General features: G+C 49.9%; 27 protein-coding genes. 13 read left to right on the top strand and 14 right to left on the bottom strand.

Annotated elements, in window-relative coordinates:
- Positions 1-11: 11 nt before the first annotated feature.
- Positions 12-428: a DUF1036 domain-containing protein gene (locus QQL65_RS02765; RefSeq protein WP_284361868.1), complete on the bottom strand. Its 417-nt coding sequence runs from the start codon at positions 426-428 to the stop codon at positions 12-14.
- Positions 429-698: 270 nt separating this feature from the next.
- Here QQL65_RS02765 and QQL65_RS02760 point away from each other — a divergent pair, with 270 nt between their 5' ends.
- A complete protein-coding gene (locus tag QQL65_RS02760) occupies positions 699-971 on the top strand; it encodes a DUF2312 domain-containing protein (RefSeq protein WP_284361867.1) in 273 nt (90 codons plus the stop codon).
- A 33-nt stretch (positions 972-1,004) separates the two neighbouring features.
- On the opposite strand, the gene dxs is transcribed toward QQL65_RS02760, so the two are convergent.
- From dxs to QQL65_RS02740, 4 genes are all read right to left on the bottom strand, one after another.
- Positions 1,005-2,939 carry a 1-deoxy-D-xylulose-5-phosphate synthase gene (gene dxs, locus QQL65_RS02755; RefSeq protein WP_284361866.1) on the bottom strand — a complete coding sequence of 645 codons (1,935 nt, stop codon included), beginning with the start codon at positions 2,937-2,939 and terminating at the stop codon, positions 1,005-1,007.
- A gap of 131 nt (positions 2,940-3,070) precedes the next feature.
- On the bottom strand, positions 3,071-4,729 hold the full coding sequence (gene mepK, locus QQL65_RS02750) for a peptidoglycan L,D-endopeptidase MepK (RefSeq protein ID WP_379863111.1): 1,659 nt from the start codon (positions 4,727-4,729) through the stop codon (positions 3,071-3,073).
- Between the two features lie 221 nt (positions 4,730-4,950).
- On the bottom strand, positions 4,951-6,603 hold the full coding sequence (locus QQL65_RS02745) for a L,D-transpeptidase family protein (protein WP_284361865.1): 1,653 nt from the start codon (positions 6,601-6,603) through the stop codon (positions 4,951-4,953).
- Between the two features lie 188 nt (positions 6,604-6,791).
- A complete protein-coding gene (locus QQL65_RS02740) occupies positions 6,792-8,267 on the bottom strand; it encodes a sigma-54-dependent transcriptional regulator (RefSeq protein WP_284361864.1) in 1,476 nt (491 codons plus the stop codon).
- Positions 8,268-8,540: 273 nt separating this feature from the next.
- Between QQL65_RS02740 and QQL65_RS02735 the strand changes: the two genes are divergently transcribed.
- The 5 genes from QQL65_RS02735 to QQL65_RS02715 all read left to right on the top strand — a co-directional run bounded on the left by QQL65_RS02735 (position 8,541) and on the right by QQL65_RS02715 (position 13,543).
- Positions 8,541-10,361, top strand: a complete 1,821-nt coding sequence (locus QQL65_RS02735) for a M3 family oligoendopeptidase (protein ID WP_284361863.1) — start codon at positions 8,541-8,543, stop codon at positions 10,359-10,361.
- Positions 10,362-10,400: 39 nt separating this feature from the next.
- Entirely contained in the window at positions 10,401-10,532 is a 132-nt protein-coding gene (locus QQL65_RS02730; protein ID WP_284361862.1) for an aa3-type cytochrome c oxidase subunit IV, read from the top strand.
- A 91-nt stretch (positions 10,533-10,623) separates the two neighbouring features.
- The gene (locus QQL65_RS02725) at positions 10,624-11,769 is read left to right on the top strand and encodes a Re/Si-specific NAD(P)(+) transhydrogenase subunit alpha (RefSeq protein WP_284361861.1); all 1,146 of its coding nucleotides are present in this window, start codon (positions 10,624-10,626) and stop codon (positions 11,767-11,769) included.
- Positions 11,769-12,131, top strand: a complete 363-nt coding sequence (locus QQL65_RS02720) for a proton-translocating transhydrogenase family protein (RefSeq protein ID WP_348529120.1) — start codon at positions 11,769-11,771, stop codon at positions 12,129-12,131. Before QQL65_RS02725 ends, QQL65_RS02720 begins: the two co-directional genes overlap by 1 nt.
- An 8-nt stretch (positions 12,132-12,139) precedes the next feature.
- Positions 12,140-13,543 carry an NAD(P)(+) transhydrogenase (Re/Si-specific) subunit beta gene (locus tag QQL65_RS02715; protein WP_284362068.1) on the top strand — a complete coding sequence of 468 codons (1,404 nt, stop codon included), beginning with the start codon at positions 12,140-12,142 and terminating at the stop codon, positions 13,541-13,543.
- A gap of 36 nt (positions 13,544-13,579) precedes the next feature.
- Here QQL65_RS02715 and QQL65_RS02710 read toward each other — a convergent pair whose 3' ends face one another.
- Together QQL65_RS02710 and QQL65_RS02705 are read right to left on the bottom strand one after the other, a co-directional pair.
- Positions 13,580-14,317: a transglutaminase-like domain-containing protein gene (locus QQL65_RS02710; protein ID WP_284361860.1), complete on the bottom strand. Its 738-nt coding sequence runs from the start codon at positions 14,315-14,317 to the stop codon at positions 13,580-13,582.
- A 90-nt stretch (positions 14,318-14,407) separates the two neighbouring features.
- Positions 14,408-14,938: a cytochrome b gene (locus QQL65_RS02705; RefSeq protein WP_284361857.1), complete on the bottom strand. Its 531-nt coding sequence runs from the start codon at positions 14,936-14,938 to the stop codon at positions 14,408-14,410.
- 88 nt (positions 14,939-15,026) lie between these two features.
- Between QQL65_RS02705 and QQL65_RS02700 the strand changes: the two genes are divergently transcribed.
- The 4 genes from QQL65_RS02700 to QQL65_RS02685 all read left to right on the top strand — a co-directional run bounded on the left by QQL65_RS02700 (position 15,027) and on the right by QQL65_RS02685 (position 18,765).
- Positions 15,027-15,500, top strand: coding sequence for a MarR family winged helix-turn-helix transcriptional regulator (locus tag QQL65_RS02700; protein WP_379863108.1), 474 nt, complete (start codon positions 15,027-15,029; stop codon positions 15,498-15,500).
- A 75-nt stretch (positions 15,501-15,575) separates the two neighbouring features.
- Positions 15,576-17,222, top strand: a complete 1,647-nt coding sequence (locus tag QQL65_RS02695) for a hypothetical protein (RefSeq protein WP_284361853.1) — start codon at positions 15,576-15,578, stop codon at positions 17,220-17,222.
- Between the two features lie 14 nt (positions 17,223-17,236).
- Entirely contained in the window at positions 17,237-18,052 is an 816-nt protein-coding gene (locus tag QQL65_RS02690) for an alpha/beta hydrolase (RefSeq protein WP_284361850.1), read from the top strand.
- Positions 18,053-18,117: 65 nt separating this feature from the next.
- Entirely contained in the window at positions 18,118-18,765 is a 648-nt protein-coding gene (locus tag QQL65_RS02685; protein ID WP_284361848.1) for a DsbA family oxidoreductase, read from the top strand.
- A gap of 90 nt (positions 18,766-18,855) precedes the next feature.
- Here the strand turns inward: QQL65_RS02685 and rpsU are convergent, their stop codons facing one another.
- From rpsU to purE, 3 genes are all read right to left on the bottom strand, one after another.
- Positions 18,856-19,092: a 30S ribosomal protein S21 gene (gene rpsU / locus QQL65_RS02680; RefSeq protein ID WP_284361845.1), complete on the bottom strand. Its 237-nt coding sequence runs from the start codon at positions 19,090-19,092 to the stop codon at positions 18,856-18,858.
- 147 nt (positions 19,093-19,239) lie between these two features.
- Complete coding sequence (locus tag QQL65_RS02675) at positions 19,240-20,334, bottom strand: 5-(carboxyamino)imidazole ribonucleotide synthase (protein WP_284361843.1); 1,095 nt, start codon at positions 20,332-20,334, stop codon at positions 19,240-19,242.
- Complete coding sequence (purE, locus tag QQL65_RS02670) at positions 20,324-20,818, bottom strand: 5-(carboxyamino)imidazole ribonucleotide mutase (protein WP_284361841.1); 495 nt, start codon at positions 20,816-20,818, stop codon at positions 20,324-20,326. The genes QQL65_RS02675 and purE overlap by 11 nt, the downstream gene beginning before the upstream one ends.
- Positions 20,819-20,963: 145 nt before the next feature.
- On the opposite strand from purE, the gene QQL65_RS02665 reads away from it, so the two are divergent.
- Positions 20,964-21,809 carry an aminoglycoside phosphotransferase family protein gene (locus tag QQL65_RS02665; protein WP_284361839.1) on the top strand — a complete coding sequence of 282 codons (846 nt, stop codon included), beginning with the start codon at positions 20,964-20,966 and terminating at the stop codon, positions 21,807-21,809.
- Here the strand turns inward: QQL65_RS02665 and QQL65_RS02660 are convergent.
- A complete protein-coding gene (locus QQL65_RS02660; RefSeq protein ID WP_284361836.1) occupies positions 21,806-22,021 on the bottom strand; it encodes a YdcH family protein in 216 nt (71 codons plus the stop codon). The two genes, QQL65_RS02665 and QQL65_RS02660, sit on opposite strands and share 4 nt — an antisense overlap.
- A gap of 183 nt (positions 22,022-22,204) precedes the next feature.
- Here QQL65_RS02660 and QQL65_RS02655 point away from each other — a divergent pair, with 183 nt between their 5' ends.
- Positions 22,205-22,381: a YdcH family protein gene (locus tag QQL65_RS02655; protein WP_284361834.1), complete on the top strand. Its 177-nt coding sequence runs from the start codon at positions 22,205-22,207 to the stop codon at positions 22,379-22,381.
- A 72-nt stretch (positions 22,382-22,453) separates the two neighbouring features.
- On the opposite strand, the gene QQL65_RS02650 is transcribed toward QQL65_RS02655, so the two are convergent.
- On the bottom strand, positions 22,454-23,224 hold the full coding sequence (locus tag QQL65_RS02650) for a sulfite exporter TauE/SafE family protein (RefSeq protein WP_284361832.1): 771 nt from the start codon (positions 23,222-23,224) through the stop codon (positions 22,454-22,456).
- A 105-nt stretch (positions 23,225-23,329) separates the two neighbouring features.
- Here QQL65_RS02650 and QQL65_RS02645 point away from each other — a divergent pair, with 105 nt between their 5' ends.
- On the top strand, positions 23,330-23,857 hold the full coding sequence (locus QQL65_RS02645; RefSeq protein ID WP_284361831.1) for a 2'-5' RNA ligase family protein: 528 nt from the start codon (positions 23,330-23,332) through the stop codon (positions 23,855-23,857).
- Between the two features lie 9 nt (positions 23,858-23,866).
- On the opposite strand, the gene QQL65_RS16560 is transcribed toward QQL65_RS02645, so the two are convergent.
- Both QQL65_RS16560 and QQL65_RS02640 read right to left on the bottom strand, forming a co-directional pair.
- Positions 23,867-24,193: an RNHCP domain-containing protein gene (locus tag QQL65_RS16560; protein ID WP_379863105.1), complete on the bottom strand. Its 327-nt coding sequence runs from the start codon at positions 24,191-24,193 to the stop codon at positions 23,867-23,869.
- A 316-nt stretch (positions 24,194-24,509) separates the two neighbouring features.
- Positions 24,510-26,366, bottom strand: a complete 1,857-nt coding sequence (locus QQL65_RS02640) for a monovalent cation:proton antiporter-2 (CPA2) family protein (protein ID WP_284361829.1) — start codon at positions 26,364-26,366, stop codon at positions 24,510-24,512.
- Between the last annotated feature and the right edge of the window lie 37 nt (positions 26,367-26,403).

Genomic DNA, 26,403 nt, shown 5'->3' with positions numbered 1-26,403 from the left:
TAGTGCTCCAACTATTGCAGATCGGCGTCCGTGAGTTGAACCGTCCAATCTCTGTTTTTCTTGGTGTCGACTTCCATGAAGCCGGTTCTTTCATAGCCGCGGGCTAGACAGTCCTTTTCACCAAAGATTGTGAAGGACTTATCACGAGTGCACATAAAAATGCGCCCATCCCACCGATTTCCGCCGATATCATCAACGGCGTGAATATAGAAATATTGCGACCGTTGTTCGTTCAGTGGCCCATTGAACACTACGGCGCAATTCTCCGGTTCTGCGACCCACCAGCCTTCAGATTGCCAGCCTTTTTCGCTGCGAAAGCCTATGGCGATAGTCACCGGGTTTTGACTTTGATTGCATATCCGCAAATCTGCAGCTGCAGGAGTTGTGTAAAACGTTGCCAGCAATAGGATCAGCGGTGCAAACCTCATTGCGAACGTTGTTATACTAAAGTCGATAAAAAACAAGGTCCCGACGCTCCAAGTTGAGTACATTTTTGGCGGTTCGAGCCATGTTATAATGGATTTTGGTCTCAACTGTGACCACCAATTTGTCAATTGGGCCGTTTTTGTCTGGATGTATACCCCGCTGGCATTCCGTGTGGTGGATGAGCCAAGATTATCACTTGCATTTGGAGGTCAGATTGGGTGAAACATAACATCCGAATTTTTTGAAAAACCGCCACGAAAAAGAGTGATCACATGGGACAGTCAACCGTCGCCCGCGAGCAGTTGCGTGCATTTATTGAGCGCATCGAGCGTTTGGAAGAAGAAAAGAAGTCAATAGCTGATGATATTCGCGACGTTTACGCTGAAGCCAAAGGCAATGGCTATGATGTGAAAGTGATGCGCGAAGTGATTAAGCTGCGCAAGCAAGAAGCGCATGAACGTCAAGAACATGAAGCAGTGCTTGACCTCTATAAACATGCGCTGGGCATGATCCCATCCGGTGACGTAGGAGACGAAGCGCTTTAGATTTTGGCGCTCCGCAATATTTGAGAATTTAAATTAGCCGTCGATCAAGCCAGACATGACTTGATTGGCGGCTTTTTCGTTGCCAATTGCGCGCATTGCAGTAGCGGCGATGGCGTTGCGATCAAGTCCGGCATGCGCATACATTTTGTCTTGCGCGGCGTGATCGAAATAGGCGTCCGGAATGAACATGGGACGACACTTTAGGCCGCCATCAAGAAGGCCATTGCTTGCCAAGTGGTTCAACACAAAGCTACCAAAACCACCGATTGAGCCTTCTTCGATTGTAATCAGCACTTCATGTTCACGAGCAAGTCGTTCGACCAAATCAACATCGAGTGGCTTTGCAAATCGCGCATCTGCCACAGTGGCTGAGATGCCGAATGTCGAAAGAATTTCGGCGGCGGCAATGGTTTCGCTCAAACGCCCACCAAAAGACAAGAGCGCAACGGAGTTGCCTTCGCGCACAACTCGACCCTTGCCAATTTCCAAAAACTCACCGCGCTTGGGCATGTCTACACCGACGCCTTCGCCTCGTGGGAAACGGAAGGCGATCGGGTGTTCGTCGAACTCTGCTGCGGTGCGCACCATGTGCTTCAATTCTGCTTCATCGCCAGGTGCCATCAGTACCATGTTTGGAATTGCACCCAAGTAGGCGGTATCGTAAGCGCCGGCGTGGGTTGGACCGTCAGCGCCAACAAAGCCTGCACGGTCGATTGCAAAGCGTACGGGCAAGTTTTGGATTGCCACGTCGTGGACGACTTGGTCATAGCCGCGCTGCAAAAATGTTGAATAGATGGCGCAAAATGGGCTTAAGCCCTCTGTGGCCATGCCAGCGGCAAATGTCACAGCATGTTGTTCGGCAATGCCGACATCAAAGCATCTATCGCCAAATTGCTTGGCAAATTTGTCAAGCCCGGTGCCAGATGGCATAGCGGCATTGACCGCAACGATACGCTCGTCAAGCTCGGCTTCTTGGATCAGCCCTTCGGCAAACACGCTGGTATAAGAAGGGGTGTTTGAAACAGGCTTGGATTGCGCCCCAGTGATTACGTTGAACTTTGAAACGCCGTGATATTTGTCTGCCGCGTTTTCTGCGGGGCCATAGCCTTTGCCCTTTTGTGTCACCACATGGATGAGGATTGGCCCGGTTTCGGCGTCCCGCACATTGTCCAAAATCGGCAAAAGATGATCGAGATTGTGACCATCGATTGGTCCGATATAGTAAAATCCAAGCTCTTCAAACAGGGTGCCGCCGGTCCAGAAACCGCGCGCATATTCTTCTGTTTTCCGCGCCTTTTCTGAAACAAACTTTGGCAGGCGATCTGTGAGGCCTTTTGCAATCTCCCGGATTGAGCGATAGGCCTTGCCAGACACAAGGCGCGCAAGATATGCGCTCATCGCACCGGTTGGAGGGGCGATCGACATATCATTGTCGTTCAGAACCACAATCAAGCGCGCGTCCATTGCGCCGGCGTTGTTCATGGCTTCATAAGCCATGCCCGCAGACATTGCACCGTCACCAATTACAGCAATGATGTTGCGTTTTTCATGTTTGAGATCGGCGGCAACGGCCATGCCGAGCCCTGCAGAAATAGAAGTTGATGAGTGTCCCGCACCGAACGGGTCAAATTCGCTTTCGCCGCGCTTTGTAAAGCCTGAAATGCCACCTTCCTTGCGAAGGGTGCGCATTTTGTCGCGGCGGCCAGTGAGAATTTTGTGCGGATAGGCTTGGTGCCCCACATCCCAAATGATTTTGTCGTCCGGGGTGTTAAAAACGTGATGCAGTGCAACTGACAATTCAACAACGCCAAGACCTGCGCCAAGGTGCCCACCGGTCACTGAAACGGAATCGATCATTTCCGCTCGAACCTCATCAGCAAGTGCACGGATTTGATCCCGTGGCAGGTTGCGCACGTCGTCGATTTTTTTGATGCCATCTAGGATGGGCGTTTCAGGGCGATTTGTCACTCATGCCTCACTTCTAAGCAGCCGGGACTTTTCGCGCCCCATCTGATCTAACGAGATTTAAACCCATGGGCACATAGGTGCAACCAGCGGGTGACGAAAGGTCGCTGTTTTTTGTGGCTTTTTGGCGATTTTTACTGAGAAAGGGCGGTCTTGAAGCCTATTTCGGGGGCGACATATTGCGCCTTGTAGGTTGCAAAGCCCAACTGCGTCTGGTCGCCCAACACGTTTGACGGTGTCAGATCGCCTGTGTCTGGTTCAAATAGAACCGCAAAACGTCCCTCGTTGAACTGTTTTGGATCAGCCACGAGTGAGAAGTCGTAATCGAATTCTGTTGTGAAGAATGATCCTGGACGTTGCTCGATTTCAACCGACAAAGGCACCGGTGCAGAACGTGTGTTTGCCGCTTTGACGTTCGTCAAGATTGAGCCGAAATCACTAAAGTCCGTCTGAAGTGATGCTTTTGCCAAAGCGTCGCGGATATTTGCGGGCACTTGCGCTTTTGGATCAATCGCGGCCACCAACTGAGGCAGCTCTGTCGCACCATTTTGGCGGTTGAGAATAATCTCAAGTGCTTTTTGAGCGTCGGGGGATGATTCTGGTGTCGGCGCATAGGCAGCGAGCAGCGCGGCCGCCGCGTTCGAATTTGGCTGTGCGCCTTTTCGAATTGGTGGCAAAGCTGAAGCTTGACTGGTTGCATCATCAGCAAATCGAGATGGATTTGGAATATCGTCGCTGTTTATGGATGCAACTGCAAAGCGAGAAGGCACCAGCTCTTCGCTATCCTGAGTGGTGCTCAATGTGGCGAGCTGTATCGCTTGTGGCTTAATCGGTGGTGTGATGGCGATCAACGTGTCTTCGCCCAATTCAGGCAATAATTCTTCCGTCGACGGATCATCTGAAAGGGCAGCTGGACGACGCGGCGGCAGTTGACCAAGAGCTGCCACTTTTATTGGCGCTGCAACGGTTGTTGGTTTCTTCGCCACTTCAACATTGTCGTTGTCGCGTCCAAATAGAACGTCCATTAGAGTGCGGCCAGAGCCGCTGTCTGAGTTTGAACTTGAGGCGCTGGCAACGCGAGTAGAAGAACCGCTACAAGGGACTTGGCGACAACGTTTATATTCAGCTTGTGCGGTCGCATATCCGGTTTTTGAGAGCACCACGCCATTGGATGGAACGTGCAAAGTTTTGCCCTTAGGGAAGAGCTTTTTCAATTGTGCGGTTGTCATGCGCGGCCAAGCGCGCACGCTGCCAGTATCAAGGTGCACAAATGGACTGCCCGATGTGGGGTAATAGCCTACACCGCCCATTTGTTTTTTCATCGCAACTTGGCGGAGTTTTGAAATCGACACTCCAGGAATGAAAAAGTCCATCGCCAAACCACGTGTGTGATTTGAGTTCTTTGCCACAGCGCTAGAGCGGGAGCGCAGCATTTCGTTCGTCTTTGGTGAGCGATAAGCTGAAACAACATGGATTGGTTTTGATGCACCAACTTCTTGATAAACTTCCCATACGAGATCAAACAGACGCGGGTCCATCTTGGTGGGTTCGTTACGGCGCCAGTCGCGCAAGAACTTGTTGAGCTCAGCGAGCCCCTTCTTGTCATAGCGCCCATTGCGCTTATAGGTGATCTTCGCCGTTTCTTTGGTGTGGGTGTAGTAAAGGTAAAGCGTGCGGTCGCGCGCAGCTGCAGCGGGCCCGGCAATACCAGCCACCGCAACTAGTGTTGCCATCAGCAATAACAATGCGCGCTTGATCACGCGTGTCGAGAGTGTGCCCAATATACCCAACAATTTTCGGACGCCCTTAACGCTAAAACTTAAACCAATCTACACCAAACAAGATGCGATTTTGTTAACGATAAGGACGCTTGCTACCCCAAGAGTAAAATTCAGTGTTCAAAACTTACAGTTTTAATATGGGGGTGAAAAGGGGCTGAACCAAGGCATATGCGGCAATTTGCCCAGCACAGTTAATCCTGTGCCGAGCTATCGCTTTGTGGTGAGCTTTTTTACTAGCCCTTCAAAAGGGAAAGCAGCTTTTTGTGGTGGCCATAGACATCGCCAAAGCTGCGAACTGTACCGTCTGTATCAATGCGCAATGTGAAGTAAGCCAAATGAACAGGCACGTGCGTGGAAAGGTTGTTCCACTTTTCGTTGCTGCCCATCATGCCTTTGATCTTGGCAAGGTTGAGCGATGGTTCATATCTTAGCAGCGCATCGGCAAATTCCAACGGATTGTGAACGCGAACACAACCATGAGAAAATGCCCGATAGGTGCGGCTAAACAGCGATTTTGAAGGCGTGTCGTGCAGATAGACCGAATGCTGGTTCGGGAACAAAAACTTAATTGTGCCCAGCGCGTTGTTGCGACCTGGTCGTTGGCGAATGCGGAATGGCGGGTTCTTCGGGTTGATGTTTGCCCAATCTACAGATGAAGCGTTGATCACTTTACCGCCAGAAAGCAATTCATAATTGCGAGCATTGAAGTAACCTGGGTTGCCGCCTGAGGCGGGCAATAGTTCGTTGGTCGCGATTGAGTAGGGCACATTCCAATATGGATTTACTACTACATGTTCAATTTCGTCCGAAAATACGGGTGTTTTGAACTTCGGTTTGCCCACGACCACGCGTGTCGTGTGCTCTACGACACCAGACTTGCGCACTTGCAAACGATATTCTGGAATATTCACAAACACGTGGAAATCGCCTAAATCTTTAGGCATCCAACGCCAACGTTCCATGTTGGCGACAATGTCCTCCGCGCTTGCGCCTTGCGCACCATTTAGCGCAGCAACTGTTGCTGGACCAACGACGCCATCTGCAATGAGACCGATTGAGTTTTGGAAGTCTTTGACAGCATCAACAGCTGATTGATCATAGATGAATTCGCTATCTGGGTCGGCAAGTTCAAGGCCAAGGCGTTCGCGCAAGATGGGCATGCGCTTGTCCGACTTGCCTAGTTTCATCAATTTGCCGTCCGGCACAATGATTTGTTCAATCTCTGGCCCTGCTAGTCGCTTCACCAACTCGGCGCGCAACCCCAAGAACTCATCGTGAGTTGGGTGCATGCCTTGCAATAAGGCCGCCGGATCGTCAGCGCTGACTAGGTCAACACGTAATTTTGCCAAGTCGACGCGTGTCGGGCGCAAGGTGATTGAACTTGACACTGCGCTTGGAGCGATACGACCACCAGCTGCGTGTTTTGCATAAAGAATGGCAGCATCTGTAAAGGCGACTTCAACTTGCGCAAGCCGAATAGGATCGTTTTGCGCGGCATTTATGTCGAGCTTGTCAGTCAGATAATCTGATGGGCGCAAGCCTTCGAATTCGGCCTTTTCAAAAAGGTCAATAACGGCCTGTGCTTTTGATGAGAAAGATACATCGTTGCCTTCGCCTTCAAGCCAAAGCGGTTCAAAATTGCGCGCTCCGTAGAAGTAATAAAGACTTTGCGCGTTTTTCCATGCGCGGGTGCCAGATTTCGCGCCATAATAGTCGTCACGCAGACCTGTTTTGATGATTTTTGCGAGTGGTGAAATAGCAGGTCCGATGACAACGCGGGTCGCTTCAACGCCATTTACAAGCACGGTTTCCTGTGCTGTGGCGCTAATAGGTGCCAAGCTGGCGATACTCAGTGCCAGAATCAAAGACCGAAATTTACAACCCATCGTGATCCCTCGAACTCCACCACGTTTGGCCTAAACAATTGCCAAATCATGTATATTTTCTCTGCGTAATTGTTTAACGCATTCAACAATTTAAAAATGTGCGCAATTTATACGTCGAGATTGGGGCGAATCCAAGCTTTTCGCGTAATTGTTACCGCATATTTGAACGGCACCAATTCATGAAGAAACTACGCCGCGTCGCTTTCTTCTAGCCCATATTCCTTGATTTTTCGGTAAAGAGTTGATCGGCCAATTCCAAGCGCACGCGCAACGGCGCTCATTTTGCCTTGGTATTGGTCCAGTGCAAATGCGATCAGGTCGCGCTCCACATTGTCGAGCGGGGCAATGTCACCATCCTCGCCAACGAATCTGTCTTTCTGTTTCGTCGGCTCTGGCGACACAATGGGTGTTGGCTCGCTTATTTGGTCAATATGTACAGGGATTGCCATATTGGGGCGTGCCGCTAATTGATGTCGAATACGGTCAGCGCCTTCAAGGCTGGCGCAGATTTGTGGGAAGTCTTCGGTCTCCAACACTGCATTGCTCGCCAGCACGACGGCGCGGTAGATAGTATTTTCCAATTGGCGAACATTGCCCGGCCAGTCGTAGCTTTTCAGCATTGCAACGGTCTTTGGCGTACACTGAGAAATGTGACGACCTTCTTCTGCAGAGAAACGAGCGATGAAATGCGCAATTAGCGCATCAAGGTCATCCATGCGCTCGCGCAAAGGCGGCAGGTAAATCGGGAAAACATTGAGGCGATAGAATAGGTCTTCGCGGAAGTGACCTTCTTTGGTCAGATTTAGAAGACGCTTATTCGTGGCGGAGATTATGCGCACGTCGACTTTTTCAGGCTTTGCTGCGCCAATCGGTTCCACTTCACCTTCTTGCAGCGCGCGTAAGAGTTTGACTTGCATATCAAGGGGTAGTTCACCAATCTCATCAAGGAAAAGCGTTCCGCCATCTGCTTCCTGAAACTTGCCTTTTTGGTCGGTGTTGGCTCCGGTAAAGGAACCTTTTTTGTGACCAAAGAGCGTGGATTCCACTAGGTTTGGTGGGATTGCGCCACAGTTTACTGTGACAAACGGTTTGTTTGCGCGTTTTGAGCTGGCTTGAATGGCGCGGGCGATCAGTTCTTTACCAGTGCCGCTTTCGCCTTCGATGAGAACCGGAATATTGCTGGCGCTGGCCTTGTTGCCGAGCTCTTTCACGCGGTCCATGATTGGGGACTTTGTGATAATGTCATCAAAACCAAAATGCCCGGACAGTCGGTTGCGTTCAGTGCGCAGACAAGTTTCAAGGCTCTGGCGTTTTAGGGCATTTTCAAGCGAGATGATTAAACGTTCAGGCGCTACGGGTTTGACGAAGAAATCAACGGCGCCGTGGCGCATTGCGGTCACGATCGTTTCAATAGACGAGTTGGCGGTTTGCACGATCACAGGGTGGTTCATTTGGCGCTTGGACATTTCCGCCATAACCGCCATGCCGTCCATTTCGGGCATCACTAGGTCCAGTATAACCGCATCAATTTGCTGATCTTCAAGAATGTCCAAACCTAGGGGACCAGAAAGTGCTTCAAGCGCTTCAAAGCCGTTGGATTTTAGAATCTCAGTACTCAGGCGACATTGTACCGGGTCATCGTCAATAATCAGGACTTTGGCCATTCTTAATGTAACTCGCAATCAATCATCAATGCGCCCCGAGCGCATTTGCGAGGGGCGAATCATAAAACTGTTCTATTTTGGAGCAGGGTAGGGGTGAGTTCTTAACAGTGGTTTAAGCATAATTGTTCATCTTGGGTGTCTGAGAGTGCGCAAATTTGCACGGTCACAAAAACTTGTTTCCCAATTTCGCCCTCTTGAGCAATGTCGCGGCCTTCACATCACTGGACAATATGATAATGTTCGCTCCAAATCTTTTGGAGTTATCTTATAATTATGAGCAACGTGGTTTTTGATGCGGCGACGGACAAAAAGCCTGGCGCAGAATTTGGCGATTTGCCTCAGTGGGATCTAAGCGATCTTTATCCTGGTCCTGACAGCGACGAAATCAAGTCCGATATTGCCTTTTGCGAGAAAGAAGCCAAACAGTTTGCTGAAGACTATAAGGGCAATCTGGAGAGCTTAGCCAAAGATGGCGGATTGCTTGAAACAATTGCCCGCTTTGAAGCGCTTTCGGACAAAATGGGTCGCTTGGGCTCATTTGCCTATTTGCAATATGCACAAAACACATCTGATCCGGATCGTGCGAAATTTATGGGCGACACGAATGAAAAGCTCACCAAATTTTCAACGCCTTTGCTGTTCTTCACGCTTGAGTTGAACCGTATTGATGATGCGGTGCTCGACGCTGCCTTTGAAAAAGACGCAGCGCTCGCGCGCTACAAGCCGTGGTTTGTTGAGTTGCGCAAAGCCAAGCCTTACCAACTGGAAGATCGCGTGGAAGAATTATTCCACGACAAATCTCAAACCGGTCGCTCGGCGTGGAACCGGTTGTTCGACGAGACGATGGCGAGCCTCAAGTTTGATGTGGATGGCGAAAAGCTGTCGCTTGAGCCGACCTTGACGCAAATGACGGGCAAAGATGGCGCAAAGCGTGAAGCTGCGTTTAAAGGATTGGTTGAAACGCTAGGCGAGAACCAACGTCTTTTCACCCACATCACCAATGTGTTGGCCAAGGATAAGGAAATCTCAGATCGCTGGCGCGGTTATGAAGATGTCGCGGACAGCCGTCACTTGGCGAACTCGGTCGAGCGGGAAGTGGTTGATGCGCTTGAAAGCGCTGTGCGCACATCCTACCCAAAATTGTCCCACCGCTATTATGCGATGAAGGCTAAGTGGTTCGGCATGGAAAAGCTAAATGCTTGGGACCGCAACGCGCCTTTGCCTGACGATGATGACCGGTTGTTCAACTGGGATGAAGCAACCGACATGGTGATGTCGGCCTACGGCAAGTTCTCCCCCGAGTTGGCTGATGTGGCAAAACCTTTCTTTGGTTCGGGCTGGATCGATGCGCCAGTGCGCGAAGGCAAACGTTCAGGTGCATTTGCACACCCAACAGTGCCAAGCGCGCACCCTTATTTGATGCTCAACTATTTGGGTAAAGCGCGTGACGTGATGACTTTGGCCCATGAATTGGGTCACGGCGTGCATCAGGTTTTGGCAGCTGATCAAGGTCCATTGATGGCATCGACACCATTGACGCTAGCTGAAACGGCAAGCGTGTTTGGTGAAATGCTCACCTTTAGGTCCTTGCTCGATGCAACTACCGACAAAAAAGCGCGGTTTGCTTTGCTAGCAGGTAAAGTTGAGGACATGCTCAACACGGTTGTGCGGCAAATTTCCTTCTATACGTTTGAGCGCAAAGTACACACTGCACGTCGCAATGGTGAGTTGCGGTCTGAAGAGCTAAACCAGATGTGGGTCGAGGTTTCCAAAGAAAGCTTGGGTCCTTCTGTGTTGCTCAATGAAGGATATGAGAATTTCTGGTCCTACATCCCACATTTCATCCATTCGCCGTTCTACGTTTATGCATATGCATTTGGCGATTGCTTGGTGAACTCACTTTATGCGCAATATCAAAAGTCACAAGACGGATTTGCAGATCGTTATCTTGACTTGTTGCGCGCTGGCGGGTCCAAACATCATTCAGAATTGTTGGCACCGTTTGGTCTGGATGCCAAAGACCCTGATTTCTGGTCACTTGGCCTTTCAATGATCGAAGGTCTAATTGACGAGTTGGAAGAATTGGACGCCTGATTGGCGTTTGAAAAATAGGTTCATAGTACGGAGAGATATATGAGCACTGAAGCTGAAAAACTCTATGAAGAACAATCAAAAACCTACTCAGGCTTTTTGACTTTGTTGAAATGGTCAACCATCGCCATCGTTGTGGTGCTTGTGTTGATGTATTTCTTCCTCGTGGCGTAACAGCCAAACGAGATTTGTCGTGCCGCAAATGTGGGGGCGGCGCATTTTTGGAAATGCGTTTGGGCTTGCTTGCAAGTCCAGGGAGTAAGGCATGAAGATAGCGATCTTACGCGAAACTGCCGCCAACGAAGCCCGTGTGGCGGCGACACCGGAAACGGTGCAAAAATATATCGGGCTCGGCGCTAAAGTTAGCGTCGAAAAGGGAGCTGGCGACGGCTCCAAAATACCAGATGCAGATTATAAAGCGGCAGGGGCCACGGTCTCTGCTTCTGCCTCAGCTGCGGTAAAAGGCGCTGATGTGGTTCTAACGGTGCGTCGACCAGACGCCAAAGCATTGGCCGGGGCCAAAAAAGGTGCGCTGGTCATTGGCCAGATGGACCCTTATGGCAACGAAAAAGATATCAAAGCGCTTGCAAAAGCTGGCTTTGACGCTTTTGCAATGGAGTTCATGCCACGGATCACGCGTGCGCAAGTGATGGATGTGTTGTCCTCACAAGCCAACCTTGCTGGCTATCAAGCGGTGATTGAAGCCGCTACAGCATTTGACCGTGCATTCCCCATGATGATGACGGCGGCGGGCACTGTTCGTCCGGCCAAAGCATTTGTGATGGGTGCCGGTGTTGCGGGATTGCAGGCGATTGCTACAGCAAAACGTTTGGGTGCGGTAGTTTCTGCAACTGATGTGCGTCCGGCAGCAAAAGAACAAGTTGAATCTTTGGGTTCAAAGTTCGTTGCGGTTGAAGACGAAGAGTTTAAGCAAGCTGAAACAGCTGGTGGTTACGCCAAGGAAATGAGCAAGGAATATCAAGCCAAACAAGCTGAGCTTGTGGCCGCTCATATCGCCAAACAAGATGTGGTGATCACCACAGCGCTGATTCCTGGGCGTCCGGCACCGCGTTTGATCACCAAGAAAATGGTTGAATCTATGGCGCCTGGTTCGGTGCTTGTGGATTTGGCTGTTGAACGCGGTGGTAATGTTGAAGGTGCGAAGGCGAATGAAATAGTCGACCACAAGGGCGTCAAAATCATCGGCTTTGAAAATATGGCTGGTCGCATCGCGACTACAGCATCTTCACTTTATGCGAAGAACTTGGCTTCATTCCTTGAGACGTTGATCGACAAGGAAGCGAAAAATCTTGCGGTTGACCCAGAAGACGAATTGGTTGCTGCAACACAACTCACACGTGATGGTGAAGTTGTGCATCCTGCCTTTGCGGGCGAGAAGGGAGCGAAATAATGATTGCATCTCTAGATCAAATGTCATCCGCTGCAGGCGCTGCGGCATCCGCCGCGTCGGGCGGCTCAATTGACCCATTCGTGTTCCGCTTGGCGATTTTTGTGTTGGCCATTTTTGTTGGCTATTTCGTTGTGTGGTCAGTGACCCCTGCGTTGCACACGCCATTGATGAGCGTAACCAACGCGATTTCTTCAGTAATTGTTGTGGGCGCATTGCTCGCGGTTGGCGTGCATTTGGCGGCTGACGGCAACTGGATTTCCAAAGTGTTTGGATTCTTGGCACTTGTGTTTGCCAGCGTCAATATCTTTGGCGGTTTCCTTGTGACTCAACGCATGCTTGCCATGTATAAGAAGAAGGGATAGCCGACATGATTTCTGCAAATATTGCTGCTATTCTCTACCTCGTTTCAGGGGTTCTTTTCATCTTAGCCTTGCGCGGCCTTTCTTCTCCGGCAACTGCTCGTCGCGGTAATGCTTACGGTATTATTGGTATGGCGATTGCCGTTGTGACAACGCTAATGGTTGCCGCACCTTCTGACATGCTTTCTTGGGCATTGATCATTGGTGGTATCGGCATCGGTGGTGTAATCGGTGCCGTAATGGCGCGTCGCATTGCGATGACCGATATGCCTCAGCTCGTTGCTGCTTTCCACTCGCTTGTGGGTTTGGCCGCCGTGTTTGTGGCCGCTGCGGCGCTTTATGCACCAGACGCATTTGGTATCACCACTGATGGGCACATCCATGCGCAAGCATTGGTTGAAATGAGCCTTGGCGTGGCCATTGGTGCCTTTACCTTCACTGGTTCCGTGATCGCTTTTGCTAAGCTTAACGGCAACATGTCGGGCAAGCCGATCATCTTGCCGATGCGTCACCTATTGCACATCGCTTTGGGTGTGTTGCTCGTCTATCTGATCTGGCAGTTTACCGTTACCTCTGATCCGATGTTGTTCTGGGCGATTACCGTTCTTGCACTGGTGTTGGGTGGTTTGATGATCATCCCAATCGGTGGTGCTGATATGCCGGTTGTGGTCTCCATGCTCAACTCATATTCAGGTTGGGCTGCTGCTGGTATCGGCTTTACGTTGGGCAATACCGCATTGATCATTACCGGTGCGTTGGTTGGCTCTTCTGGTGCGATCCTTTCTTACATTATGTGTAAGGCGATGAACCGCTCTTTCATCTCGGTTATTCTTGGTGGTTTTGGTGGCGACAGCGCTGCTGCAGCTGATGGAGAAGAAGAGACCCGTCCAGTCAAGCAAGGTTCTGCTGACGATGCGGCCTTCATGATGAAGAACGCTGGAAAAGTGATCATTGTGCCGGGTTACGGCATGGCGGTTGCGCAAGCACAGCACGCTTTGCGTGAAATGTGCGACTTGCTGAAAGCCGAAGGCGTGGAAATCAAGTATGCGATCCACCCAGTGGCGGGACGTATGCCGGGTCATATGAATGTTTTGCTTGCTGAAGCGAACGTGCCTTATGACGAAGTGTTTGAGCTTGAAGATATCAACTCCGAGTTCAGCCAAGCTGATGTGGCTTTCGTGATCGGTGCGAACGATGTGACCAACCCATCTGCAAAGACCGACAAGGCGTCGCCAATTTATGGCATGCCTGTGTTGGACGTTGAAAATGCAGGTACGGTTTTGTTCATCAAGCGCGGCATGTCAGCAGGTTATGCTGGCGTTCAGAACGAATTGTTCTTCCGTGACAACACGATGATGTTGTTTGGTGATGCGAAGAAAATGACAGAAGATATTGTGAAAGCCTTTGGGCACTAGTCACACGTTCTAAATGTTAGAAATTGAAGAGGGCGCTCACTGAGCGCCTTTTTTTGTTGGGATTATGGGGATGTTGCCGCGACGCGCATTGGCGACTCTTGCATTCATCCAGTGGCGGATAATGTGCTGGTATAGAAAGTCTTTGAGTGGGCTAAACTCTTGCTGGTGCTCAGCATAAAACTCGTCGGGTGTGTCAAACAGACCAAAATCCTGGTTTATGCCTGTGCGTTGAATGTAGGTGTTTTGACCTGTCCAATCTATGTTTGGCGTTTGCAAACAATCGGTGCCGACGCCGTAAGCGCATAGGCTAGATTGATCTGAGAATTCTTTTTGAAGTTGTCCAAGAAATGCGCGATCAAGAATGAAACCTTCAAGATATACCCACTGATCTTCAAATTGCACTTCGACCCAAGAATGGAGGATGTTTTCGGGAGCGATGGCGTAGACCAACTCTGGCACAACGCCTCTTTGTAGTGATTTTTTGATGGTGAAGCCGTGTAGTCGGCATGGGATATTGAGCGCGCGCAGCAGCGCCATTAACAGCGTGCCTTTGGTATTACACTGGCCGTAACCATCTTTAAGGACTTCACTAGCGGGAATGCTGTCTTTTCGATTGTAGCCGAACTTTATTTGGTTCTGCACAAAATCGTATGCGGCGCCAATTTTGTCGTAATCACTGAGATTGCGCCAATTTTTGCTTTGGACCAATTTCTGAATTGTTGGGTGATTGAAGTCGAGTAAGCGGGTAGATTTTAGAAGATCGTTGTTTGCCATTTTGCACCTTTGATTTTGGTGCAGGCTTTATAAAAGCTCTAGTGACTATAGATGCAAGGGCTGTTCTGCCCTTGCATAATTTAGGCAAAACTATTTCCCGGGCATCATGCGAGCGATCAAATTGTCTTTGACGACAAACTGATGGTAAATCGCACCTGCAATATGCAGCGTTAAGCTGGCTAGAAACAGTTTTGCGAAAAGTCCATGTCCAGCCGCTGGAGGAACATTGGACATGTCTGGCCATGGTGCAGTTTGCCCTGACTGGAGTATTTCGCCCAAGCCTGAAAGTGCCATTGTGCCGATGCCAGTACCAACTAGTGCCAAAGGCAAGACATAAAGCAAGATATGGATGATCTTTGATCCCCACTTCACGGCCAGTGACCATTTCGCATCGGGTGCTGGGCGCGCTTGTGTGAATGCGAAATAGGTACGTGCAAGCAGCAACAATCCTGCGAGCAATCCAAGCGGCGCGTGAATTTTGACGATAGCGAATTTCAATGCCTCATCATTTGTGTTGTGCATGATGGTGCCAGCGACAAATAGGGCGATTAGAATGAGCGCCAACAACCAATGAAGTATACGGATTGGGCGAGAATATTTGGTGACGGGTGTATCCGACATAGATTTTCCCTTTTTGGTTTTCAAATCAGATTTCCTCTGTTAGTTTACATGTAATATAAAATGTGTTCCATGTAAACTAAAAAGTGAAATGTCAGAACGACCCGTTACCCCACCCAAGGACTCGCTAGGCCGCTTGGTGTCTGCCACAGCGGCTCGCGCTCAACAGATTTTAGCACGTCTGTTGGAGGAGCACGATTTGTCGCCACAGCAATGGATTGTACTTGGCGTGCTGTGGCGGCGGGAAAAAGTCAGTGTGGGAGAGCTTGCACGTTATATGCGATCGGAAAAGCCCGCGGTTTCTCGGCTTGTTGACAGAATGGAGAAGGCAGGGTGGGTCAATAAGAGCACGTCAGAGACAGACGCGCGGTCTGTTCTGGTCTCGGCTTCTCAAAAGGGACATCAGAAATCACACCTGCAACATCTTTATACTGAGGTGAATGCAGCATTGCTTAAAGATTTCTCAAGCGAAGAAACAGAGAAACTATTTGGCCTTCTAAATCGCGCGCATGCCAATGCTTCAGAACACATTAGAAAGCAAGGTTCAGAATCGGACAAAAGTTGAGTGGGGTGGAACTTGTTTCGCAAAAGAAACTAGTCCACTTTGCAATTGAAGTGAGCGAAGTTGAGGGCGATCAGCGTGGCAGGTGAAAAACAAGCAATTGTGGTCGTGCATGGCATGGGCGAGCAACGTCCTATGGGCATGATGCGCCGCATTGTGGATACGCTTTGGACCACGGATGAAACGGTGCTAAATGCGGGTGACCGTCACATTGGCCCAGACGGCAACAAAAGCTGGATCGTGCCTGATTTAAAAACCGGTAGCCACGACCTTCAACGGATCACAACGCCCCCAGCTAAAGATGGCAAGCGCACAGATTTCTACGAGTTCTACTATGCGGACGTTTTAGATGACGCAAAGCTACGCAATCTGTGGCGCTGGTTGTTGCGGATCATCATGGTGAAGCCTGAATATGTGGCTGATCGCATGGTCTGGCCTTGGTCAGCACTGTGCTTTTTGATTGTCCTGATTGGTTTGGTGGCCTTTGGTGTGGTGTTGTTGGGGCTCGGCACAATATTTGAGCTGCAATGGTGGAATTTGGACGGCGGCTCCGCGCGGCTGAATGTTTGGGAAATCAGCTTTTTGGGTATCCTGAATTTAGGGCTGATGGTTTGGCTTGGTCGGCTCATTCCAAAGCTGCGTTGGATATTGCGGTGGCCCGCTTATGCGGTGATCACCTTGTTGGTCTACCATTCGCTGTTCGGCATTGGTGGCGTGGAGGTGCGCTCATTTGTGGTGGGCGGCACCGTTTTAATGACCATCCTTACGGGTATGTTTTTTCTGCCCTATCTAGGGGACGTTGCAGGATATTTGGGGGCTCACCCAGATACGGTTCGTCGGCGGCATGATGTTCGCGAGCGCGGCTTGGGGTTGCTGCGCGCCCTACACGAAGATCCCACCTATGATCGGGTTGTCATTGTTGCGCACTCTTTGGGTTCAGTTGTCGCCTACGACATATTGCATCTATTGTGGGAGGAGCTTGGCCCCACCAACGAGAACCCGCCGAGTGAACGCGTGCGCCAAGCGTTGTATGAGCATGATCGGTTTGTGCGCAACCATCAAAGTCGCTATTGGAACAGCCTTACGGTTGACGCCTATCAGGCTGTCCAAGCAAACATCGCCAAGGCAATTCGATTGTCCGGTGCAGTTGAAAACAAACACGGTGAGAAAAGTAGGTCCTATTGGAAGATTACCGACTTTATCACTTTTGGTTCGCCTTTAAGTCATGCGCAGTTTTTGATTGCGCGTGGAGTTGAGAATTTTGAAAAACTGAAGGAAGAACGCCTGTTTCCTGTTGCGCCGCCGCGTTCATACAATGAGGATTTTGGTGTGCTCTACACGCCGGACAAACTTGAGTTCAACGAAGAAAAATATGCAGGAATGCCTATCCCGCAATCAAGCGCCGAATGGGCGCTTAAAGCGCCGCGTGCGTTTGCGCATCATGGTGCTGTTTTTTCAACCGTAAAGTGGACCAATATGTTTGATGAGCATCACCCTTTGATGTTCTGGCAAGGCGACGTATTGGGCGGACCCGTCAAAGGGTATTCGCTTTTTGGGCGCGGTATTAAAGAGCACAAAGTGCACATTACTTACAGCAAATTTGGCCTAGACCGACTGCGGCTGATCACGCATACGCGTTATTGGAGCAATACCGCCATTTCGGGTGTTGCCGATCATATTGTTAAATTTCGCAAGGCAGTTGGCCTTGTGTCTTCAAAGAAATAATAAGGATATAATTTATGTCATTGAGATTTGTGACTGTCGCCAAATGGCTTTTGGCGCTTGTGTTGGTGTTGTACCTGGCCGCCCACGCGTACATGTTCTTCTTTCAGCGTAGCTTGCAATATAATGTGAGTGGTACAACGCTAATCCCAAGTGAGTTGGGAATCGAAGATGTACAAGTTGTCAAAATACCAACCGGCAATGATAAACAGTTACATGCGTGGTATGCGCCTTCAACGCAAGGCAAGCCAACGATCATTTATTATCGGGGCAATACTGGCTCGTTTACACGCGAACATGAGCGCTTCACGCAGTTCATGGCGGACGGTTACGGGTTCTTGTCGCTTGATTATCGCGGGTTTCCTGGTTCGCCTGGTGAATTGAACCAAACAAACATCTTGCAAGATGCATTGGCGGCATTTGACTGGGTGGCGATGCACGACGAACAAATTTTGTTGTGGGGACGCTCGCTTGGCTCTGGGGTTGCAACCTATGTGGCCTCGGAACGCGAAGCGGTCGCTTTGGCGCTTGAATCTCCATACACCGCGACCGTTGATGTGGCGAAAGAACGTTATCCCTATTTGCTTGTGAATTTGGTTATGCAAGACCATTTTCCTTCGCGCGAGTGGATGAAGTCGGTTGAAGAGCCCGTTTTCATTGGCCATGGCACAGCAGACGATGTGATTCCAGTTGAACACGGACACCGTCTGTTTGACATCGTCACTAGCCCAAAACAGAAATGGATTGTTGACGGCGCAGACCACGACAATTTGTGGGCCAATCGAATTTGGGATCAGGTGCAGCCATTTTACGAACAGGCACTTGCTCGCTAAGCTGTGAGTTGTGGTGTCATGGTCGCTTCGCTAGCATAGCAAAAAGCTAACTAAAGGATTGTGACTTGCCTGAACTCCGAATTGACATCTTTTCTGATCCCGTATGCCCATGGTGTCTTGTGGGGCTGCACCGGCTGAATAACGCCGTTGCAGCACTGCCTGACGACACCAAGGTTTCGATTTTTCACCACCCTTATTTGTTGGATGCGAATGCAATTAAAGAAGGTGAGGACAGCGAAACTATGTTGCGTCGCAAATATGGCACCGACCCAGCACCGATGTGGGATAGGCTTGAAGAAGAGGCAAAAAAGTCCGGCCTTGAATTGGATATGCGCAAGCAAAAGATGCGCTATCCTTCTCAGGCAGCTCAAGTGCTAATCGCGGCGGCAGAATCTAAAGGCACGCAGCATGAGATGTCGATGGCGATGAGCAAAGCCTGTTATGTTGATGCGCTCAATATTTCTGACCCGGAAGTGCTGGTTGAAATTGGCATGGCGAACGGGTTCACACGCGAAGAAGTAATGGCCCTGGTCACGCGCGACGACTTGCAAATGGAAGTCGAAAAGGCAGCGACCAGTGCGTCTCAGAAAGGAATCCAAGGTGTGCCATTTTTCATACTCGGCAACAAATATGGATTGTCCGGCGCGCAACCCGATGAGGTTTTCAAAGAAGCTTTGGAAACAGTGCTGAAAGAAGAGGCGGAAGCGCAATAAGCTCTGGACTAGCTTTATTCAAACACAAAAACGCCGCTGAAATGGTCAGCGGCGTTTTTTAATTCTGTTTGCGTTGAAGCGGTGCGCGTCTTAGCGACGACCAGCAACCAAACCTTCACGCTGCATACGCTTGCGGGCCAATTTGCGGGCACGACGAACAGCTTCTGCTTTCTGACGAGCTTTCTTCTCAGAAGGCTTTTCATAGTAGTTACGAAGCTTCATTTCACGAAATACACCTTCGCGTTGAAGTTTCTTTTTCAAAGCCCGAAGAGCTTGATCTACATTGTTATCGCGAACGACTACTTGCACGCGGCACACCACCTTCAAAAGAGTTAAACCAGATTTTCAATGCGCATTTGACAAAAAGCCAATTGCGCTTCGGCCAGCGGAACCAGCCAAGCGTTGGGTGGGTGAATACCAAAACTGAGGTGGCTTGTCTAGCGGGTCACACACCAAAAGTGCACAAAATTGGGCTTAGGGAGCGTCTTTTTTGGCAAAAATCCGGTTGATATGCCCCATCTTGCGACCAGCACGGATTTCAGATTTGCCGTAATGATGCACTTGAGCATTCGATTCTGTGGTATTCATTCCCGCTGTGATTTCATCACCGATAAGGTTTTCCATCACGACATTTGAATGGCGTTCTGGGCTACCCAAGTCCCAGCCAGCGACAGCGCGGATGTGCTGTTCAAATTGGTCAACAAGGCAGGCAGCTTCTGTCCAATGGCCGGAATTGTGCACGCGCGGTGCAATTTCATTGACCACAAATTGAGTGCCATTTTCTGTTTTTACAACGAAAAACTCAACACCGAGCACGCCAACATAGTCGAGCGCAATGATCAGCTGCTCGGCTATCGACTTTGCTGTGTCACCTTGTGCGACTGTAATGTTGCCTGGCACCGTTGATGTCTTAAGAATATGATCCTTGTGGACGTTTTCTGCCGGATCATATGCTGCAACATGGCCAGCTTGATCGCGGGCGATGATGACAGAAATTTCTTTTTCGAAGGGGACAAAGCCCTCCAAAATTGCGGGCTGTTCCCCAATCGTTGCAAACGCGGTTTGGATATCCGCCTCGGTTTTCAACATGGTTTGGCCTTTGCCGTCATAGCCAAAACGGCGGGTCTTTAAGACGGCAGGAAGTCCAATTTTTTGAACAGCGGAAACAAGTTCGGCTTGGCTGTCGACCTTTGCAAAAGGGGCGACTTCAATACCAACTGTTGAGATGAAGCGTTTTTCAACCAAGCGGTCTTGAGAGATTTCAAGTGCTTTTGCTGAAGGAAACAAGTTGGTGCCAACTTCGGTAATAGCGGCAGCGGTGGCTGCAGGCACGTTTTCGAACTCGTAAGTGACACAGTCAACTTGTTGAGCAAAGTCGCTTAGCGCTGCGATATCTTCATATGCAGCAACCGTCTTTAGCGGTGTCACATCAAATGCAGGGCTTTGTGCATCAGGACAATAGATGTGGCTTTTTAGCCCCAAACGATGTGCTGCAAGGGCCATCATGCGGCCAAGTTGTCCACCACCCAGAATTCCAATTGTTGCACCAACGGCTAGTTTATTCGTCATCAACCGGAAACTCTTTGACTTGAGCTGTTCTGTTTTCACGATAGGCAATCAAGTTTTTACGCGCTTCTTCGTCAGAAATGCCAAGCACAGCGGCGGCTAGCAATGCGGCGTTGGTTGCACCTGCTTTGCCGATGGCTAATGTGCCAACGGGGATCCCTGCTGGCATCTGAACGATCGAATAAAGACTGTCCAAACCTTTCATGGTGCGGCTTTCCACGGGAACGCCAAACACAGGGAGGTGGGTCAATGCTGCAATCATGCCCGGCAGGTGCGCGGCGCCGCCAGCGCCGGCGATGATGGTTTTAAACCCATCGTCTGCGGCTGATTTTGCAAAGTCATACATGCGGTCTGGCGTGCGGTGCGCAGAAACGATGCGTGCTTCATAAGCGATTTCGAGTTGATCGAGTGTCTCGGCAGCATGGCACATTGTGGCCCAGTCAGACTGACTGCCCATGACGATGGCAATTGGCGGGTTTAAAGGCATGTGGTGCCCTCTCGCGTTACGTCAAAAAGGGCGTTTACCCTACCTTTGGGGTTTGAGCAAGTGGCGTAAAGTCTAATTGGTGCAATTTGCCTTGATTCAACCAATCAATCTTGCGGCTCTGAGTTGATGTGCTATCGAATTGCTTATGCAAACGAAGCTTTCAACCCATATGAGCATTTTAGATGAATTGAACTTATCCAATGCAACGTTTGTTGAAGAAACCAATATTGCGCAGATTTGGCGAGTGGTTCAATCAAACGGTGAAGCGGCAGCCCTTAAGATTTATCACAATGAGAGTATGCGCGATGATGCGTTTGGGTTCGCGTTTCTCAAATTGTGCGACGGTCAAGCGAGCGCAAAGGTAATTTATGTTGCCGAAAAAGTCGGCTTGACGGAATGGCTTGAAGGCCCATCTCTAGGCAATATGGTGCGTGCAGGGCAGGACAAGGAAGCTAGTTTCAAGTTGGTTGAAGTTGCCAACAAGTTGCACGCAGTGCAGATCAATGTGCCAGATCGCTTTCCTGATCTACATTCCTTGTTTGGCACTTTGCATAAGCTGCAATTCGCTTCGGACGTGCCTAAACGCGAGGCACAGCTTCTGTCCTGCGCGAGAGAACTTTCGAAAGAACTGTTAGAAACGCAACAGAATATCTGCGCGCTACATGGCGATTTGCACCATGACAATATTCGGCTTGGCACACGCGGCTATTGCGCATTTGATGCAAGAGGGGTTGTTGGTGAGAAGACATTTGAACTTGCAAATGCATTCCGCAACCCAAAAGGCGCACAACGGATCGTCTTTGATCCTGAGCGAATCCGCTATTTGGCGCAAATTTGGTCTGAGAGATTTGCAGTTGATCGCCGCCGCCTTCTGCAATGGGCAGCGGCTAAATGCGCGCTATCTATTGCTTGGCGTTCAAAGGGGATGTTTGAAAGCGATGGTGAAATCGAATTATTGGCGCTTTTGCTTGGCGCTGCTGAACAAGCTTAGGCAATTATGTCGGGCAACAAGATATGCTCTAGCTCAATGATCCGGTCTTTAAGAGCCAACTTTTTCTTTTTCAGTCGCTGCACCAACATAGGATCGGACTGACCTGAGTGGGTCAGCGCGTGAATCGCTGCGTCCAGGTCTTTGTGTTCTTGACGTTTTGACGCCAGTTCCAATCCCAATTTTGCCCTTTGTTCGGGCGTTAGTGGCATCATGGGGCAAAAAACCTTCTGATTCTTCTTGCGTCAATTCCTTGAAAATACCCCATATTACAAATGATTGCACAAAGATTTAATTGTAGATGCAAAATTGCGGCAAATTGGAGCAATTTGTTGATTGGACAGGTCGACATTTTTTTGTCACACTCAGCCTTGTACATACAGAGAAAGGAAGACTTCATGACAACTACTTCCCACCTCAACGCGCTGGAGCGCCGTCATGCCTCGCTTGACGAAGAGATCCTCCAAGAACTGCAGCGGCCTGCTCAAGACGAGCTGAAAATTGGCATGCTTAAGCGCAAAAAACTCGAACTTAAAGACGAGATATCGCGACTGCAAAATCAGACGCGACAATAGGTGAGAATAGAATAATCTTTTGAGTATCAACAAAACGGGGCCACGATCATTTTCGTGGCCTTTTATTTTTGCCTAAAGGAAGCTCAATATCCCATCATAGAGTAGTTTAAGCGCCAGAATGAATGCGAGTATATATGCCATCCGATAGAACAACTCGGTGGAAATGCGCTTAACCAGAAATACGCCGAGCAACATGCCCATTACGGCTACCGGGACCAACATTGCCGATTTTGTAAGATTTGAACTCGAGAGTTGCCCCAAAAAAGCATATGGGATCAGCTTCGTGGCGTTCACAACTGCAAAAAAGATAACGGTCGTCCCTGCATAAAGCGTTGGCTTTAGGCGCTGCGGCAACATGAAGATTTGAAATGGTGGGCCACCGGTATGACTAACAAAACTAGTGAAACCGGCAATGCTCCCCCAAAAGACGCCCCAAGGTTTGGATGGTGGCAAACCCGTTAGGGATTTGCGCAAGGGCAGCCATTCATCCAGGCAAAATAGCAGTGTCACCACCCCAACCATTAAGCGCACCATGCCTTCTGAAATGAAGGCAAAGAAAATCCAACCAATAGCGATGCCTGTTATGGCACCAGGCAAAAGGATTTTTAGGTTCGGCCAATGGATTTCGCGGCGGTAAGCCATTAAACCAATTATATCCATGCAAATTAGCACCGGCAACATAACGCCAACCGCCTCGGTGACAGGCATGACGATGGATAATAGAGGAACGCCGACGAAACTGAGCGAGCCGACCAAACCAGATTTGGATAGCGCGACCATGAAAACGGCCAAAAAACTGATGATGACCACAGTTGGGTCAATGGCGGTAATGTCGAGCGGCATAAGTAAAATACGTAATTGATTGGTAGGGTGATGGCAGGCTAGATCATCGAACTTGAGTGGCCAAGCGTTTGTTGGCAGAATTCGTCCTCGAAAGGATGTTTCATTATGGGGAGTGCGGTTTCACTGGTTGCGCGCAACAAAAGTGCCCGTGCGATTACTCATCTTTGGCAAGAAGTGTCTGCCTTTGAAACATCTCCCTCAATGCCGACATTGCAATATCCGCCGCATTTCATGTTCGCTATGTATGAGAATGTCACCGGCGCGCAATTGAATCGGCAATTGGGTGACGTGTTTCGGCGCACAAAGCCGGTGCGCGTGACTTTTAACAAAATTCGTTTCTTTGACGTCGAGCCTATGGTGGTTTGGGCCGCGCCGATACAACTGCCGCGGCTGTTGGCATTGCATCACGAAGTTCATGCTCGGGTCGATATGGCCAAGTGTCGGTCAAACTATTTGCCGGGCAAATGGCATCCGCATTGTACTTTGGCCACGCAAATTGACCCAGCAAACCGGGAAGCGGTGTTGCGCTATATAAGTGCAGAAATCGGCGAGTTTGATGTGATCTTTAATTCCATCGAAGTCATTGAGTTTTCGCCCATTGAAGTCATCAAACAATGGCGACTTGACCTCTAGACATTCGGCTCATTCGCGCCAGACATTTCGAGATAGTGAAACTATCAATTCGGGATTGTCGGGCTGTGCGGTGTTTGTTGCAATTTTGTTGCGCCCAACGTGTCCGCAGCGGGTGCAGCAATGTATGATCTGCCAACCCTTTTTCTTGTGGTGGTACAAGCCTACGGGTTCCATCAAACCTTTGCAGCGATTTGCTCTGTCACCTGGTTTCACATCTACATGCTTTGACCATAGGCAAGCCGGGCAGTGGTTGCGATAGCTGCCGTTTGAGAGTTTTTCAATTTGCTGAGCGCAGCGTTCGCAAATGAACGGCACGTTTTGAGTGAGTTTTGACATCCTGAATCCTTGTTTCTTGGGAAGAAATCAAGGATCAGGGTTCCGTTTGTTCTTGAGCGGTTGCCGTATGGCAACAGGCTTTTCAGGCTAGATAAAAGAGGGACAAATTCGCCACTTTGCTGTCGCGGCTACTTCCAATTCCTGCTTGCGGATAACTTGCAAATATCGCGATCCGCTCGAAGTCTACCGCCACGCGTGCAATAGCCATCGGTAAGTGTCATTTTATCGCACTGACAATTAAGGCGTCGTCCCCTGTCAGATGTCGTATCTAGATATGGATTTCATAGTGCTCCTATTTTTTTGATCTTTGAGAAGATTAGCTGCCATCTTTTTTCTTGTCAGCTGCCAACTCTGCTTCAAGTTCATCCAAGTCTGCTTGCATGACTTGTGCGAGCAATTCGCGCGCGGTTTTGACGTGGCCGATCATCGCTTCATCATCACCGCGAAGTTCATATGCTTCATGCAGCATTTCAACATCGTGCTTTGCAAATGCCGTGGCAAGCCGTTTTGCTTTGGTCTCTGTGTAACCAAGTGAAATTAGGGCCTTGATGCCCAGGTGTAGGGCAGAATGGAAAGTGTCGCGCTCAAACTCATGCACGCCGATATCCATCAGATCGTGTGCGTGATTGCGGTCACGTGCCCGGGCGAGAATGCGAATGTGTGGGAAATTGGTGCGCACCTTTTGCGCAATTTCGGACACAATTTCTGGGTTGTGGATCGATATGACCATCAATTCGGCTTTGTCGGCGCCGGCGGACTTTAAAAGGTCTAGTCTCCGCGCATCGCCATAAAACACCTTCGCATCAAATTTCTTCATCAATTCGATTTGTTCAGGATCGTGATCAATCAAAGTCGCTTCAAACCCTTGCGCGGTGACTAAGCGCGTTACGATTTGTCCAAATCGGCCATAGCCCAAAACGATGACACGGTTGCGCACGCTGATATCATCATCTGGGCGGTCAGGTGTTTGCAGCGAAGGCAAGTTTGGCACAACAATGCGGTCGAAGACGATCAGCAATATTGGTGTGATGATCATTGAAAGTGCGACGGTGACGTTGAGCAGGCTGGCTAGCTTTGGATCAAGTGCGCCTGCGCCGAGGGCAAATTGGAACAGCACAAAGGCAAATTCGCCGCCCTGTGCAAGCAAAGTGGCAAACAATAATCTGTCAGCAATGTGAAACTTGAATAGAACGGCTAAGCCATAAAGTACCGCAAACTTTAAAGCGGCGAGGGCGAGAACTGCGCCAAAGATCGGCCAGGGATTATTCACTAATACCGAGAACTCGATCGACATGCCGACGGAGATGAAGAATAGGCCAAGCAACAAGCCCTTAAATGGCTCCAAATCGCTTTCTAGCTCATGCCGATATTCGCTGTCGGCCAAGATGACCCCAATCATAAATGCGCCAAGCGCGGGGGATATATTGATCCACTCCATCAACAGCGCTGCTGCGACGACCAGCAATAGCGCAAGGGCGGTGAAGATTTCACGCACACCGGATTTGGCAATGATCCGCAGGATCGGACGCAGCAAATAGCGACCCGCAAGGTACATGGCAGCGAATACCGCTGCGACCCGCCATCCAGCCTGCCAGCCATCCTCTTCTACAACGTCTGCTGCGCCGTGGGCGTCGGTTGGTGCATGTGCGGCAAGTTCGGGGATGACCAGAAACGGTATGACGGCCAAAAATGGGATGACGGCAACATCTTGCACCAGCAAAACGGAAAAGGCTGAACGTCCGACGCTTCGCTGCATGATGCCACGTTCGTCAATGATCTTAAGAACAATTGCGGTTGACGAAAGGGACAGACCCAAGCCCATTACAACTGCGGATTGCCAAGGCATATTGAGCCAGACACCGATCCCAGCGATCAACAATGCGCTGATGATGACTTGCGGTATGCCTAAACCAACCAGGCGTACGCGCATGTTCCAAAACTCGCGCGGCTGCAGTTCAAGCCCGATGAGGAAAAGCATCATCACGACGCCGAATTCGGAGAAATGCAGGATAGTTGTCGGGTTGGCCACTAGGCCAAGTGCATATGGTCCGATCAATACGCCTGCGAGCAAGTAGCCCAATACCGGCCCCAAGCCGGTGAACTTGGCGATCGGTACCACCACAACCGCAGCGGAAAGGAAGATGAAGCAGGCGAATAAAAATCCGTATTCCATTAGTGCTGCTCCTTAGCGAGCGCGTGTGTTTCTTTAT

It is taken from the genome of Maritalea porphyrae (genome assembly GCF_030159895.1).
GTDB classification, from domain to species: Bacteria; Pseudomonadota; Alphaproteobacteria; order Rhizobiales; family Devosiaceae; genus Maritalea; species Maritalea porphyrae.
Note: the sequence above shows the minus strand (reverse complement) of the source record. Positions and strands in the feature narration are given on the sequence as shown.

What these genes read in the sequence shown, in the direction of transcription:
- QQL65_RS02735 (WP_284361863.1), top strand. Translation starts at nt 8,541, where the DNA reads ATGAGCAACGTGGTTTTTGATGCGGCGACGGACAAAAAGCCTGGCGCA.
- QQL65_RS02745 (WP_284361865.1), bottom strand. Translation starts at nt 6,603, where the DNA reads ATGGGTTGTAAATTTCGGTCTTTGATTCTGGCACTGAGTATCGCCAGC.
- QQL65_RS02640 (WP_284361829.1), bottom strand. Translation starts at nt 26,366, where the DNA reads ATGGAATACGGATTTTTATTCGCCTGCTTCATCTTCCTTTCCGCTGCG.
- QQL65_RS02760 (WP_284361867.1), top strand. Translation starts at nt 699, where the DNA reads ATGGGACAGTCAACCGTCGCCCGCGAGCAGTTGCGTGCATTTATTGAG.
- QQL65_RS02675 (WP_284361843.1), bottom strand. Translation starts at nt 20,334, where the DNA reads ATGACGAATAAACTAGCCGTTGGTGCAACAATTGGAATTCTGGGTGGT.
- QQL65_RS02645 (WP_284361831.1), top strand. Translation starts at nt 23,330, where the DNA reads ATGGGGAGTGCGGTTTCACTGGTTGCGCGCAACAAAAGTGCCCGTGCG.
- QQL65_RS02740 (WP_284361864.1), bottom strand. Translation starts at nt 8,267, where the DNA reads ATGGCCAAAGTCCTGATTATTGACGATGACCCGGTACAATGTCGCCTG.
- QQL65_RS02655 (WP_284361834.1), top strand. Translation starts at nt 22,205, where the DNA reads ATGACAACTACTTCCCACCTCAACGCGCTGGAGCGCCGTCATGCCTCG.
- QQL65_RS02690 (WP_284361850.1), top strand. Translation starts at nt 17,237, where the DNA reads ATGTCATTGAGATTTGTGACTGTCGCCAAATGGCTTTTGGCGCTTGTG.
- QQL65_RS02705 (WP_284361857.1), bottom strand. Translation starts at nt 14,938, where the DNA reads ATGTCGGATACACCCGTCACCAAATATTCTCGCCCAATCCGTATACTT.
- QQL65_RS02710 (WP_284361860.1), bottom strand. Translation starts at nt 14,317, where the DNA reads ATGGCAAACAACGATCTTCTAAAATCTACCCGCTTACTCGACTTCAAT.
- QQL65_RS02650 (WP_284361832.1), bottom strand. Translation starts at nt 23,224, where the DNA reads ATGCCGCTCGACATTACCGCCATTGACCCAACTGTGGTCATCATCAGT.
- purE (WP_284361841.1), bottom strand. Translation starts at nt 20,818, where the DNA reads ATGCCTTTAAACCCGCCAATTGCCATCGTCATGGGCAGTCAGTCTGAC.
- QQL65_RS02725 (WP_284361861.1), top strand. Translation starts at nt 10,624, where the DNA reads ATGAAGATAGCGATCTTACGCGAAACTGCCGCCAACGAAGCCCGTGTG.
- QQL65_RS02720 (WP_348529120.1), top strand. Translation starts at nt 11,769, where the DNA reads ATGATTGCATCTCTAGATCAAATGTCATCCGCTGCAGGCGCTGCGGCA.
- QQL65_RS16560 (WP_379863105.1), bottom strand. Translation starts at nt 24,193, where the DNA reads ATGTCAAAACTCACTCAAAACGTGCCGTTCATTTGCGAACGCTGCGCT.
- QQL65_RS02665 (WP_284361839.1), top strand. Translation starts at nt 20,964, where the DNA reads ATGCAAACGAAGCTTTCAACCCATATGAGCATTTTAGATGAATTGAAC.
- QQL65_RS02730 (WP_284361862.1), top strand. Translation starts at nt 10,401, where the DNA reads ATGAGCACTGAAGCTGAAAAACTCTATGAAGAACAATCAAAAACCTAC.
- QQL65_RS02700 (WP_379863108.1), top strand. Translation starts at nt 15,027, where the DNA reads ATGTCAGAACGACCCGTTACCCCACCCAAGGACTCGCTAGGCCGCTTG.
- QQL65_RS02660 (WP_284361836.1), bottom strand. Translation starts at nt 22,021, where the DNA reads ATGATGCCACTAACGCCCGAACAAAGGGCAAAATTGGGATTGGAACTG.
- QQL65_RS02765 (WP_284361868.1), bottom strand. Translation starts at nt 428, where the DNA reads ATGAGGTTTGCACCGCTGATCCTATTGCTGGCAACGTTTTACACAACT.